We start from the raw sequence: 12,581 nt of genomic DNA on the forward strand, positions 1-12,581 counted from the left end.
TTTGCATTTAAAGCCATTTTTACGGCTATTTACCCCGAGAATTTTTTAACCATGCTGCATATCCCATGCATAACTAAATAGCGTGCACCACTGAGCGACATCAGCCAGATCTATGAGGAAATAATGAGCAAACAGTGGAGAGAACGTTATCCAGATCGCTCCCGGTGACCTTAATCAGCAACAACAAGAGGCAATACAAATCCCAATAGAAGCCGCATTCATCTATCACGAGCCCTTTTCTAGCAACTCGGCTCACAGGCTCATATCGACTCATCTCATCATCAACAAGCAACACCATGACTCAACACCCATTATCTTTGCCGCCAGCTATGCCGCTGTTTGACAGTCTTATCTATCTGGAAGCCGGTAACCCACAGGTCAATCAGTACCTTGCCAACCTCAGCCTCAACGATGTGCCCGATGCAGGGCTGGTTTACGAACTGGCGGTCGATTGGCTGCTGGAGCAGCGCAACAGCGAAAACAACTACAAAACCTATCGCAGCGAACTGACCACTTTTTTGCACTGGTGCTTTCGAGAGGCGGCCATCAGCCCGAAAGATCTCACTCGCCGCATCATGATCCGCTATCTCGACTACTGTCAGTCGCCCCCTGACGAGTTGATCGCCTATCGCAACGTGGCGCAGTTTATTCTCGACAAGGAGTGGGGAGAGCGGTTGCCCAATCCGCAATGGCGACCGTTCCTCGGCAAGCGGGAACTGGGCCGCACCTTGCCCTATCGTCTTAGCGAGCAGGCGATGAAGACCAAGCTCGCCATCTTGTCGGCCTTCTTCCAGTTCCTAATCCAGGAGGAGTACATGGACAGGAATCCCGCTCTGCTGCTGCAGCGGGTCAAACGCCCGCAACAGCTGGAGGCCGATGATCAGGTGCAGGCCTTCAGCGAGTTGCAGTGGTCATACGTGATGCAGGCCGCCGATACCCTTGCCAACGACCATCCGGAGCAGCACGAACGCAGCCGTTTTCTCACCATTCTGATGTACGCCTGCTATCTGCGGATCTCTGAGGTTGCAGCCCGGCCGGGCTTTACACCTGTGATGGGGCAGTTCAGGCGGGATCGCAAAACCGGCGTCTGGGGATACTTTATTCCGCAAAGCAAAGGGGGAAAACGGCGTACCGTGGCTGTATCCCAAGCGCTGTTGGCGGCACTCGAACGCTACCGCCGTTTCCTCGGTCTCTCTCCCTTGCCGACACCGGATGAACAGACACCGCTGTTCGTTCGCCATAAAGCGGCAGCCCACGGCCGCGAGCAGGGCGAGCTAAACGCCAATCTCGGTATTCGCCAGTTACGGGATTTGATCATGGTGATCATCGGTAAAGGCGCAGAATTGGCAGAGCAGGATGGATTTGTCCAGGATGCGGCCGAAATGCGGCAACTATCTCCCCATGCGATACGCCACACCGGGATCACCCATGACATCAACCTGCATGGGAGACCGCTTTCCCACGTACAAGCCGATGCAGGACATGACAGCATCGACACCACTTCGAAATACCTGCACACCAGCAACAGTGAACGACATGAGAGCGCCCAGCAAAAGCCGCTGGACCGATTGAACCAACAAGTGAGAGATAACATTCACAAAAGCTAACGAACAACGTGACATTATCCCTGATTTTTATTGACTGCTCTTAGAGCACAGAATGGCTTGTTTGGGGTGTCATAGAAGTTGGTGCGGCGATGTTGTACTTCTCTGGATGGCAATCGGTTCAGGGAATATTTTTGGCTCACATGGATGATTAAGAACAAGCACCTTCTCATCTGCGGAATACATATTTATCGCGTAACAGAGAAGCAAAAAACGAAATTGCTTGCTGAAACACCGAGACCACCTGATGCCGAAAGCTAAGTAACATGCCGGAAGCAATCATATTCGGTTTGAACTGCGCCTTGTTATCACACTTGCATATCCAGTCATCATTGGTGACATTAATATCAATATTAACGAGAAGCCAAGGAGCGGATATGCAAGTGGCAGTGGTGGAAAAGACCTTCAGGATCGTTGGCAAAGGGTCGCTCATGGCCCAGTTCACCTTTATCTCTTCAGGCACACTGCATATCTGGTTTCCGGATGTGGGCCTGCAGATGGAGGCCCACTGCAAAGAGTTGCGTATCGAAGATTGCACCATTATCTATACCAATGGCCTCCATCACGGCCAGCCCAGAGCACTCTGGTCCTTAACCCTCCATCCCGATGATATGAACGAGCTCAAACGCATATTGCAGCAATTCAACAGCAACCTCTACTTGACCTGCCAGCCACCCACATTGGCCATCGCCAAACGTGCCTTGAATATGAATTGACCCGACTTCCAAAAAAGTCGCAATCATGCCAGCCACAACAATAAGCCGTGAGGATTAAGGGGAGGGGAATCTATCGCGATAGTCGGCATTTTAATAGCTTGTATTACAAGAGGGAGTATCAATATTTCCAGAGAGAGACCTCTCAAGTAGGGAGAAGATATTTCTAAGAATATTCATTGTAATAACGAAGGTTATAACTGTGAAAATCAAACATAACGCTCAATTAGTGAGGGGGATTCTGCACAACGTATTTATTTAATAGTGGACTCTTGTCTCAAAATAGGACATTTCGGTGATGTGGGGCAGGGCGGTTGACTGTGTTATTCTGTTGTCGCTGCAAGAGCATCTGCGGAGGAATCAACCAGATATTGTCTTTCTGCTTTGGGCAGTCAGATCGCTGGAGGTCTGTATGCAGCTTCGATCCTGATCGATCTCCGAACCTTTAAGCTAAGGAAAAAGCTGCGGGCTACTGCTTTCAACAAGCCTTGTTATCTCTCACAATGATGCCGATAACCCTATTTATCGGCAGTTCCATCATGTTGTTCATTTGAATCCGCACTTCTTTATCACCATCTTCACTTTGCCTATTAATTCCTCAGGGAGAAACCTCGAAATGGCATATAACATCGGTGATGTGGTTTATCTGAACAGCGGCAGTCCATATATGACTGTCACGTACCTGAATCCTCGGGAAGACGAAGTACATTGCAAGTGGTTCTTCAATGGCCAGCAGTGCCATGGAAATTACCCATCCGCAGCACTAACGCTAAAATCAGAAGATACAGAGGCTGAGGCGGGATCGGTTAAGTTGTGGGATTAATTCAATCTCAGATTTCTTTCCCATAATCTGGACCCCAATCTATTTCACCTGGTGACGTGGCATTGGGGTCACACTGAGCCAACAGTTCTTCCAGTGTGTAGCGCGGCTTGCCACGCAGTTTGGCGCGGGCACGTTCCACATCATCAAACGCCGCAGTCAGCAGCGCCGGATCACCATCTTCAAGAGCTGCCTGCAGATAGGCAACCATGTCGGCCTCAGTGACCAAGCAGTCAACCGCATCAAAGCGGATCCATTGTTCAGTTCTCTTCATTCCGTCCTCCTGCCCCATCATTGCACATAATGTTCGGTATTTATGTTGAAAACTCGCCCCCCTGCGATAATCCCGCAGGGGCAGGGGGGTCCGTAGCCAGGCGTCTGTTTGCCTGGCGGAGGATTTTTAATATAAATCGCATTATGCGCAGTATTCACTGCTCTCTCACCACCCCCCACTAGGCGTAACCTCTATCATCTCTCACTCGCGTTCCTGTGAGAGAAAAATAGAGAAGAGGCCTAGAAAGATTTTTGGTAACAGTTACCGTAAATAGTGCTATTCTATTTTTGGTCACAGTTACCAAAAAGGATTCCAGATGAGAGACCCGAACGATACCAAAACCCACGACCTACTCCCTACACCCCGCCGCCGTGGCCGCCCCAGCACCGGAACGGCGCTGACCCCAGCCCAAAAACAGGCCAGATACCGCCAACGTCAGCGGGCCCGCACCGTAACTGTCACGTTCGATCGTGCCGCCATTGACGCGCTGGACACCCACATTCGCGCCCTCGTGGCAGGTCTAGATGCCCCCATCCCCCCAGAGCACGCAGTCTCGCTCCTGGAATCGATCCGGTCCGCCACCCTGTCGCAGCTAGCACCGGTGGCAAAATGACCATCTCCAGCCGGGAGGAGTACGAGGAGGCGCTGGCGCTGCTGGAGACTCTTATCGATGTGTATGAGGCCAACCGGTCGTTGATCGAGCAACTTTCTCTGGCCATCGAACATTGGGAGGATCAGGCCGAGGAGTTTGCCGAGTTCAACCGTGCTGTGTCAGGTAAGCCGGAGCCCTGATTCTGCCGTCCGCACGGGTGGCATCAGTTCGGCCACCCACGCCGGTCGGCCTGCCCAGCGGCAGAGAGCGCCGCACCGTAGGGGCGGGGAGGGCTGTAGATGTTTCGGCGGGGGTTATGCCGGTTGGGGGACCTATAATCCCCCAACCTTGACTCAGGTTGCACCACCCATCAGCGTATTATTCTGTTTTGTCTGTTTTAGCAGGCTTTAAACCAGTTATTTATGCTAATTAGATTCCATTGATATTTTTTATACGGGGGGGTTCCATCCGATCACTGTATATGCGATCATCATCTTGCTGAGGCGATTACCGCCCAGCAGGTCTCAATGAGACCCCCCCCACGTTCGCGTGATGACGCCTTCGGGCAATGAACCCCTCGGGGTACCGAAACTAGGTTTTTCCGGCTGCCATCCAGCCGGTAGCCGGATTTTTTTGGTCCCTGATGGGTCGTTGCTGCTGGAGCGTCATCTGTGTCTCGTAAATCGTCGCTGGTTCTCTGCGACTTCCTGAAAATCGCAATTCCCATCATCCCGGGCGTCTATACCCAGGGTGGCCAGTCCTGCTACGACGGGCAGAGCGGTGGCCTGCGTGATCGCCTGTGGGTCCTCGATTTTGCGAAATTCGCAGCCCTGACCGGTATCAGCCTGCGAGCCCGCTCAGTCACGTTCAGTGACGCGGGGCAGCCGATTTTTTCCGAGCTGACTCACGCGTTCGAGTCCCTGCCCAGCTCTCACAGCGGCATCGCGATGGTCGTCCGTCAGGCCTGCCCCCAAAGTGGTTTGCCTGCACGCCTCGAATTCCAATGCTCACCTGCCGCCCTGGCCCATATTCAAAATGTCATCTCTAACGTCTCCACATTGGAGGATGCCGCCTGGATCATCCTGTCCAGCGCGGCTATGGCGCTGCCTGACGTCTGGCCCCATTTGGATGTGGAAAATGCCCTCATCCTGCGTGTGGACGTCACCGACTCCCTGCTGTGCGACACACCAGCCCAGGCGATGCAGGTTTTTCAGCGGATGGGTCATGTTTCTGTGCAACAGCGCAGGGTATTCACTGGGGATACCGCTGATGCGTCGGTGGCCCGCCTGTCGGGGTACGACACGACCCGCTACTGGGGTGCTACGTCCGAGCTACACCGCGAGGCCGCCTATCTGAAGGGCCCTCAGCTGGTGAAAAAACAGGCTGAGGCAGAGCGTGCGGTGCGCAAAAATCCGACCTCTCTGGTCGCTGCCGAGTCGCTCCGTGTGCTGTCCGATCCACGTCTCCACGAGCTGGCTGGCCGGATGGTACGTTTGGAGGGGCGCTGGCTAAAAAGGGGGGTTGGTCGAGCATTTCACCCGTCTGGGACTGACCACCGACGACACCCCGTGGGATGGGCGCCTCACCAGCCTGATCGCGCTCGAACGCGCCTACAACGATAACCCCGAATTCGAACACCCCAACCTGATCTCAGCCCTGTGGGACTACAGCTGGCGCCCACTGTTATCAGCCCTAGACGGAGCCGCCGATATGGATCTGAACGATTACGATGCTGTCAAAGAACAAATTTTCACGGCCCATGAGCCCCGTGCGGCTCGTCCACTGCTGCAATTTTTCCGTGCGCTGCATCAGCAGGGCTGGTCAGAACTGCGCGAGTCTGGCGCGTACACCCGCGCCACTTTTAACCGGCGCGTTGCTGCACTGAAAAAATTGGGTTTTTCGCGTGCACAGCTCCAGCAGCTCGATGGCTCCACCGAGTCCCGCATTGACGCAGGCGTCGTGATCCCGATGCAGCGGGTGCTCCAGGTGGGTCGTCTCACGGAGCTGCCCGCGTGGTTCACCCCAGTCGATGTGGCGACCTGGACGCCGTTTGACCCTAGCGTGCGCCGAGCTGTCGGTGCTGTAGTCGGCCCAGTACCGCTGCCAGTGCAGCAGTTGCGCACCACTCCGACCCCGGTAGAGCTGCCGAACGATGACGAAATCGCCGCCTTTTTTGCCCCTGTCGAGCCTGAGGGTGTGCCGCCAACACCGGATTTGCCACGTTTTGATCGCCGGTGCGAGCTGATGGCCACCGACTCGGTTTTTACGCCTGCCGCTCGTCACGTCGAGCCGTCACAACTGGGGCTGGATTTTTCAGGTCCTGACCACAGCGTAATCCGCGCCTATGACCCCGAGGCTCCGTTTTCGCTCGCTATCGGTCGGGTCCGTGCCGCCCAGGTGGGTGAGGCGCTGGCATCAGGCACGTCCCGCACCCTGGTGGATGGGTCCGAGTTCGTTCCACCCGTGGCCAAAATTATACCGCTGCCCCTCAGGGACAGCGCCTATGCGCAGCACCGCTCGTGACACCACACAAACAGAGAGATAAAAATGACTGATAAAACAAACACATACAATCTTAGCGACACCAGCGGCCTGTATCTCGTCGGCGAGATCGCCGGGGTGAAATCGGAGTCTTTTCGTAACGGCGATCAGCAGATCGTCCGCCACACTGCCGGACTCAGGGTCACCACAGTAGACGCCTACGGCGGGGAGACCAGCGAGCTGGTCGAGGTTCGTCTGTCTCAGGCCGCAGTGGACAGCGGCGTGCCGCGCCAGCTCGATGGGCTGCGTGGCCAGGTGCTCTCCCTGCCTGTCTGGGTGCAGAGCTACACGGGAAAACGCGGGGCAGGGCACGCGCTGATGCTGGACACAAAACGGCAAATGCTGGGGGTCTGATGGGCGCCATCGTCGCTGACAGCCTCGGTCTGGTCCTGCACGCGGTTCTGACCCACGTCGATCGCGTCGAGCGCAGTGCCACTGATGGGGACCCTAGCGTCCTGCTGATCCTGGAGGCCGAGGCAGATCTTTTTGTGGTGCTCTGTCCTGCGAATTTTGCTGATTCCGCTCAGGAGCAGCATCTGCTGGGCCTCGTCGGCACCCTCGTGGCACTGCCGGTCGTCTCGTCGCCAGCGGGGCTAATTCTGGCGGATTATCGTCTCAAAATTGCGGGCTCGGCATGAGCGCGTTAGAGATCCTGCTCAGTCTCACACCTGAGCAGGGTGTAGAACTGGCGGCCTCCGTGGCCGCCCTCTGGGGAACGGCCTGGGTGGTCCGTACCCTCGTTAAAACACTGAAATAAAACAAACAGGAGTCAAAAATGGCAGGTGAATCTGCAGGTGATATCGGTACCCAACTCGTTCAGGCGGCCACTCAGGCCATGTCTGGCGGCACTGCGGCAGTAGTCGGCATCGGTGCGGTCGTTTTGGGGATCACGGCGGCGGTGAAGCTTTTGCACATCGTGCGCAGCGCGATGGGGCGGTAGAGTCAAACGGCATACTGGCCCCCAGATTGGGGGCCTTTTTATTGGTAACAGTTACCATAAGTAGGGGGTTCACATGGGGTGGATTGTCCTAATCGGATTCGCGGGGGCCTTATGGATCATTTTTCGCTAAAAATGTGTGCGGCACTGGTCGTGCTAGGGCTCTCTGGACCTGTATCCGCAGCCCTCAACGTCCCGATCATCGGCGGTAAAACCGGCACGATCGAGACTCTGAATCGCGTCGTCGACGGGCGTGCTCACGCGCTGGTCCGTTGGACCGATCAGCTCGGGAACGTCCGCCGAACGGCGGTAGCTCTGCGCCCCGTAGCTGCCCAGGGCGGAGCACTGGTGACCCGTGTGCTCGGAGGTCGCCTGATGGCCACAGCCACAGTCGGTCTGCTGCTGGCCGAGGCCATGCGCGGGTCGCTGACCACTATGTGGCCAGATGTGCAGGTACGACCCGATGGGGTGGCAGTCAGACCCAGTACCCTGCCTGACTGGCAGACCTGCGAGCGCGATCTAATCAAAATGCCCGACTCAACCGGCGTCAAACGCAGCGCGTACGGCTATCTCCCCTGCTACATGTGGGCCAGCGCTCCGGCCCGACTCGTGCTCCGACTCCCAGCTACAGATCCATGGCGCCCTGACCCTGCATGGCTGAATGAATATGATCTGGGCTCCGAGCGAATGAGGGAGGAATTTTTCGTCCCTGCGGCTCAGCCAGGCATCGCTGAGCGCGGATTCCGCGAAATCATCCGCCCCCAACCAGAAAAACAGCTCGAAATGCCTCAAACAGAGGCATCATTGAGCCCGTCGGAGCTGACCACTGCCCTGATGACCCCTGGGGTCATCGGCCCGCTGGCCCAGCATGACCAGTTACCCGCCGAGCTGTGGGAACCGCTGCGTCTGAGTGAACTGGAGACCGATCCCGGTACGACTGAACCAGGGGATGGCGGCACGGAGTTGCCGCCAGATGTGGGGATGGGGGATGTGGATCGTCAGGTGCTCGATGTGCGCACCTGGTTCACTCCTGACACCTGGGGATGGCTGCCTCGTACCTGCTCACTGCCTGGCGCGGTCGTGCCGCTAAAGCAGTTCCCTGAGTGGAAAATAGATTTTTCGCAACATGAGGGCGCGTTCTGCCCGCTGATCCGCAGCTACGTCGTGCCGGCATCCGACCTGACGGCCATCGTTGTTTTTCTCACTATCGTGCTGCGTGTGCGCACAGGAGGTTCCTGATGTGGGCCGCTCTGACCAGCACAATGATCGGTTCGATCCTCGCTCGTGCGCTGCTGGCGCTGGGGGTGGGCATCGTATCGATGGTCGGTTTTTCGGAGCTTTTGCAACTGGCGATGGGGCGAATCCAGGCGAGCCTGTCCGGCATCCCCGCTGACCTGCTCGGCCTGCTGGGGTATATGCACGCCGATGTGCCTGTCAGCGCATTTTTTGCTGGTCACAGCGCGGCGCTGGCGTTGTCAGCCGCCACCAGATTCCTGCCCAAATAGAGGAGGTGCTCCCCCATGATCACGCTCATCACTGGCACGCCTGGTGCCGGAAAAACGCTGCGCTGTGTGGAACTCCTGGCCGAGCTGCGCAACGACGACGATCCGAAAACCCGGTCGCGACTGATTTTTTCGAACGTCAACGATTTGGCTCCCGAAATCGGTGCCGTGGCAGAGTTCGACCCGCTGAAATGGATGGAGCTACCAGAGGGGTCACTGATCGTTGTCGACGAATGCCAGGATTTTTGGCCCTCCAGACCGAGTGGGTCGAAACGTCCAGAGTCGGTGGCCGCTCTGAACACCCACAGACATAAGGGGGTCGATTTTATCCTGCTGACCCAACACCCGGGGCTGATCGACCAGGACATCAGAGCATTGGTCGGTCGCCATTTGCACGCGTATCGCCCTCGGTCACAGGAGCACTCTGTTTGGTATGAATGGAGCTACTGCGAGGCAGCGTGCCAGCCCAAACTCAAACCGATTCCGGAAAAAAGGCGGTTCAATAAACAGATTTTTTCACTGTACAAATCAACAGTGGAGAACACGCACAAACCATTGCCGTGGTTGCCGATCATCAAAAAAGCCCTGTTGCCTGTCGGTGCTATCGCGGCTGGACTAGCAATGGTGGTGACCACATTTTCGAGTATGGCAGGTAGTGGGCAGGAGACCACCACTGCACAGGTAGAGGAGGGCGATCAGCCGCTCTACCAGGCACCGCCAGAACAACTGCCCATCTCAGTCTCTGAGGCTGTCGCTACCGTGTCTCCAGCACCTGCACTGCCGGTGCTGGCCTACCATGGGTGGCTGAAATGGGCTGGTAAAACGCAGTTTTTGCTGTGCCTGGAACGGGAGGAGGGCGGTTGCGCCGTCGAGCTCACCTGGGACCAGATAGAGCACTGGCGTGAGGAGCGGGGAGAGATCATCATCATGGCAGGACCGGCAGGGCCGGACCTATGGAAGATCACTGACAGATCTATCTGGCTGGATGCGGCAGAACAGGGGATCGCTCTGGCAAAATTGTGAAACGAAGCGCCGCAGGCGCTGGGCCGTGCGACTGGGCGACGGCCGCTCGCGGGCGGCGGACAGGCGGATGGCCGATCATCAATATAATTACGGTAACAGTTACCAATTATGATGCCGATAGCCCCATTTATCGGCATGTTTTGTAAAAACTCTGTGAAAATTGACCTTCAAAACCTCTGTTTTGACCTTCAACATCTCTCAGGAGCTCGAATGACGCATAAATTTCGTACCGTTAGGGTCCACATCCCGTCAGAGGTGTACGGCCTGATGGATGACCCCCAGATGGCCGATCTGATGGCCATCCTGCTGACCCGAGAAACGCGCTATTCAGCTGCCTGCTGGCTGGCGAGTTCAAACAGCTGGCTCGGTGGGCCATCGCCGCTGTCTGTGCTGCCTGAGAGGATGGCAGACGTGATTTTTGCAGCCCGCCGACACGTTGATCCATATAACGGTGGTCACGGCTAACCATCCAACCCGGTGAGCAATTATTTCCCCCCTCAGGAAGTAATACGGGGGGAATTCAAACCTCACATGCTCGATTCAGCCACGGGGCAGGGGTGTTATCTCTTACTTTGTAGATTTTTGTTATTAAGGGGTTGTTTTATGAACAGAAATCCCAATATCCGTATGGAGCATCTGGCTCGGATAGGGGATACGTATGGCCAAGAATATTCGTGGTAACAAAGATGGGAAAAACGGCGAAAACCAAACTTACACAATTCCTGGGCGGGGGACTGTTCCTCGTAAAAAGCTAATTGAAGAGGTACACGCAGGAAAGCATCCTGACTTTCATGTTTATGAGCGCAATGGTGTTGAGTATGTGAGAGCCGATCCAGATAGCACTCAGCAGAACAACGTTGATAAGGACTAGGATGGTGATGCCGATAAATCTAGTTATCGGCATCAGGAGGCTTGATGGACATTGATGTATCTACACTATCGACGGTATTAACCGGCATAGGGTTAGGTTCCATTCTTGCTGCTGTTATACAGCAGTTGCTTGCTCGTAGAGCTAAACATTCGGAGAGTCTCTTCAATGAGCGCAAGGCTGCATTTGAGTGCTTTCTGATGAATCATGCAGATATCGCTTTTTCTGGCGCTTCTGAAAAGTACCAGCAACAAGCAGTAACTATTGCCAGAGTAGAGCTCGTGGCTAGCCAGCAAACCATTGATTCTATGTATTTTTTACTGCGACTTCACTATTCCGATGCTGACTATTCAGAACGATTCATACAAGCCAAGTCGCAGCTAATCCATCATATGCGCAAGGATCTAGGGCTTAGTTAAGTATTGATTGGCATTTCATCCATTTTGACTACAGAGGGTTAAGCATATGAGTAACTACAGTAATCCACAGGTACATGAGATTCTGACCAGAGCTGACGCCAAAGGTGGACTGGGTTCAACAAGCACGTTTAATCAAGTGGTTGATGTCTTATCTAAAAGCTGCAACGCAACCAACATTGCGGCTATGGAGCAGTATTTGATGAGCCTTGAATGTGCCAAAAGCATATCGAATGCGGGAGCAATCCTAAGGCACAAAGCTGGTCTCTGAGCTTGATTGCCATTAACTACAAACCCAAGGGGCCTCCGGCCCCTTTGTTCTGCCTACAAGCATTACTGCGTATAATGCGACGTTTTGTTAAATGCCCATCCGAAACCCGCCGATAAGCCAATCCACGCAATTTTGCTGGTTTATCAGGTATTTACTTGGATGGAACGAGAGTTGACCAAAAACTTCATTTTTCGATGGTTTGAGTGCGGTTTATCAATTGAAGAAACGGCCAATCTTTGTTTTGTTTCTGTGAGGCAGGTCACATATTGGGATAAAGGCAAAGAGATCCCACCTGTCTATAAACGGCTAATGCGTATGGCTTCAGGGAGAGAACTGCCCACAATTTGGAAAGACTGGGAAGGTTGGCGAATGATGAATGATTGCCTTGTATCACCAACAGGTGTGAGATTCGACAGACGCAGGATAGAGGCGATTGCCATCATCCAGGTGGAGCGATCCGAACGGCAAATGGCTGCTTTCTATTGGAGAAAGAAACTTGGCGTAATGTGAGCTTGGGGGCTACGGCCCCCATTTATTTATCATTCGCCGAAGCGCAATAAGCAATGTACTTCGTTGCTGCGTGACAGAGACGACATTGAATGAACCAAGACCCGCCCGATGCTCCATAAGCCTCCAAAAGATCTTCACCCTCTAACACCTTCGAACACTGATGCGCACCATCCACATCGTCATAACCAGAACACTTAACGGATAGAAAGGGTTTAAGAATCAATTTCTGCTCTACAGATAGACTATCAAAGCCAAACCGAATTGAACGATGAGCCAAGGCAACAACCATCGGGCTAGCATTCTTGAGAAGGTCAAAACTAAACAAATGACATAGTATTTTTAAGGTTGTATCCATAAGAATCCCTCTTGTTATCAATGGCTTTACCACAACCAGAAACTATACTGTCAACTGTGTCAATTATAATCAACAACTATCATTAAGATGGGTTGATAGAAAAAACATATGTCGGCGCGTAGCGCCGCAAAAGCTGGAGGCTGCGCCCCCCGCGC

General features: G+C 54.4%; 19 protein-coding genes. 16 read left to right on the forward strand and 3 right to left on the reverse strand.

Annotation, left to right across the window (positions count from 1 at the left end):
* The first annotated feature begins 329 nt into the window (after positions 1-329).
* Positions 330-1,607 (forward strand): tyrosine-type recombinase/integrase, encoded by a 1,278-nt coding sequence (locus ACTG2T_RS20270; protein WP_330124366.1) that lies wholly within the window; start codon positions 330-332, stop codon positions 1,605-1,607.
* A gap of 166 nt (positions 1,608-1,773) precedes the next feature.
* Here ACTG2T_RS20270 and ACTG2T_RS20275 read toward each other — a convergent pair whose 3' ends face one another.
* Positions 1,774-2,037, reverse strand: a complete 264-nt coding sequence (locus tag ACTG2T_RS20275; RefSeq protein ID WP_330124230.1) for a hypothetical protein — start codon at positions 2,035-2,037, stop codon at positions 1,774-1,776.
* On the opposite strand from ACTG2T_RS20275, the gene ACTG2T_RS20280 reads away from it, so the two are divergent.
* A complete protein-coding gene (locus ACTG2T_RS20280; protein WP_236319677.1) occupies positions 2,036-2,320 on the forward strand; it encodes a hypothetical protein in 285 nt (94 codons plus the stop codon). The two genes, ACTG2T_RS20275 and ACTG2T_RS20280, sit on opposite strands and share 2 nt — an antisense overlap.
* 613 nt (positions 2,321-2,933) lie before the next feature.
* Entirely contained in the window at positions 2,934-3,140 is a 207-nt protein-coding gene (locus ACTG2T_RS20285; protein WP_110303676.1) for a YodC family protein, read from the forward strand.
* A 7-nt stretch (positions 3,141-3,147) separates the two neighbouring features.
* On the opposite strand, the gene ACTG2T_RS20290 is transcribed toward ACTG2T_RS20285, so the two are convergent.
* The gene (locus tag ACTG2T_RS20290) at positions 3,148-3,411 is read right to left on the reverse strand and encodes a hypothetical protein (RefSeq protein ID WP_330124231.1); all 264 of its coding nucleotides are present in this window, start codon (positions 3,409-3,411) and stop codon (positions 3,148-3,150) included.
* Positions 3,412-4,020: 609 nt separating this feature from the next.
* On the opposite strand from ACTG2T_RS20290, the gene ACTG2T_RS20295 reads away from it, so the two are divergent.
* From ACTG2T_RS20295 to ACTG2T_RS20355, 13 genes are all read left to right on the forward strand, one after another.
* On the forward strand, positions 4,021-4,203 hold the full coding sequence (locus ACTG2T_RS20295; protein ID WP_330124232.1) for a hypothetical protein: 183 nt from the start codon (positions 4,021-4,023) through the stop codon (positions 4,201-4,203).
* Between the two features lie 471 nt (positions 4,204-4,674).
* The gene (locus ACTG2T_RS20300) at positions 4,675-5,625 is read left to right on the forward strand and encodes a phage/plasmid replication protein, II/X family (protein WP_330124233.1); all 951 of its coding nucleotides are present in this window, start codon (positions 4,675-4,677) and stop codon (positions 5,623-5,625) included.
* The gene (locus tag ACTG2T_RS20305) at positions 5,525-6,526 is read left to right on the forward strand and encodes a phage/plasmid replication protein, II/X family (RefSeq protein WP_330124234.1); all 1,002 of its coding nucleotides are present in this window, start codon (positions 5,525-5,527) and stop codon (positions 6,524-6,526) included. Before ACTG2T_RS20300 ends, ACTG2T_RS20305 begins: the two co-directional genes overlap by 101 nt.
* A gap of 24 nt (positions 6,527-6,550) precedes the next feature.
* Entirely contained in the window at positions 6,551-6,898 is a 348-nt protein-coding gene (locus ACTG2T_RS20310; RefSeq protein ID WP_330124235.1) for a DNA-binding protein, read from the forward strand.
* Positions 6,898-7,182: a hypothetical protein gene (locus tag ACTG2T_RS20315; RefSeq protein WP_330124236.1), complete on the forward strand. Its 285-nt coding sequence runs from the start codon at positions 6,898-6,900 to the stop codon at positions 7,180-7,182. The genes ACTG2T_RS20310 and ACTG2T_RS20315 overlap by 1 nt, the downstream gene beginning before the upstream one ends.
* Before the next feature lie 137 nt (positions 7,183-7,319).
* Complete coding sequence (locus ACTG2T_RS20320; RefSeq protein WP_157160767.1) at positions 7,320-7,484, forward strand: major capsid protein; 165 nt, start codon at positions 7,320-7,322, stop codon at positions 7,482-7,484.
* 111 nt (positions 7,485-7,595) lie between these two features.
* Positions 7,596-8,720, forward strand: a complete 1,125-nt coding sequence (locus tag ACTG2T_RS20325) for a hypothetical protein (RefSeq protein ID WP_330124237.1) — start codon at positions 7,596-7,598, stop codon at positions 8,718-8,720.
* Positions 8,720-8,986: a DUF2523 family protein gene (locus tag ACTG2T_RS20330; protein WP_330124238.1), complete on the forward strand. Its 267-nt coding sequence runs from the start codon at positions 8,720-8,722 to the stop codon at positions 8,984-8,986. Before ACTG2T_RS20325 ends, ACTG2T_RS20330 begins: the two co-directional genes overlap by 1 nt.
* A 15-nt stretch (positions 8,987-9,001) precedes the next feature.
* Positions 9,002-10,006 (forward strand): zonular occludens toxin domain-containing protein, encoded by a 1,005-nt coding sequence (locus tag ACTG2T_RS20335; protein WP_330124239.1) that lies wholly within the window; start codon positions 9,002-9,004, stop codon positions 10,004-10,006.
* Between the two features lie 210 nt (positions 10,007-10,216).
* Positions 10,217-10,471, forward strand: coding sequence for a hypothetical protein (locus ACTG2T_RS20340; protein ID WP_224970130.1), 255 nt, complete (start codon positions 10,217-10,219; stop codon positions 10,469-10,471).
* Positions 10,472-10,664: 193 nt separating this feature from the next.
* Complete coding sequence (locus ACTG2T_RS20345; RefSeq protein ID WP_330124240.1) at positions 10,665-10,877, forward strand: DUF3892 domain-containing protein; 213 nt, start codon at positions 10,665-10,667, stop codon at positions 10,875-10,877.
* A 44-nt stretch (positions 10,878-10,921) separates the two neighbouring features.
* Complete coding sequence (locus tag ACTG2T_RS20350; RefSeq protein ID WP_279498260.1) at positions 10,922-11,293, forward strand: hypothetical protein; 372 nt, start codon at positions 10,922-10,924, stop codon at positions 11,291-11,293.
* A gap of 427 nt (positions 11,294-11,720) precedes the next feature.
* Positions 11,721-12,071, forward strand: a complete 351-nt coding sequence (locus ACTG2T_RS20355; RefSeq protein WP_019446393.1) for a DUF3653 domain-containing protein — start codon at positions 11,721-11,723, stop codon at positions 12,069-12,071.
* A gap of 22 nt (positions 12,072-12,093) precedes the next feature.
* On the opposite strand, the gene ACTG2T_RS20360 is transcribed toward ACTG2T_RS20355, so the two are convergent.
* On the reverse strand, positions 12,094-12,426 hold the full coding sequence (locus tag ACTG2T_RS20360; RefSeq protein ID WP_139441351.1) for a hypothetical protein: 333 nt from the start codon (positions 12,424-12,426) through the stop codon (positions 12,094-12,096).
* Between the last annotated feature and the right edge of the window lie 155 nt (positions 12,427-12,581).

The organism is Aeromonas sp. 75A (assembly GCF_051919425.1).
In the GTDB taxonomy this organism is placed as follows: Bacteria; Pseudomonadota; Gammaproteobacteria; order Enterobacterales; family Aeromonadaceae; genus Aeromonas; species Aeromonas veronii.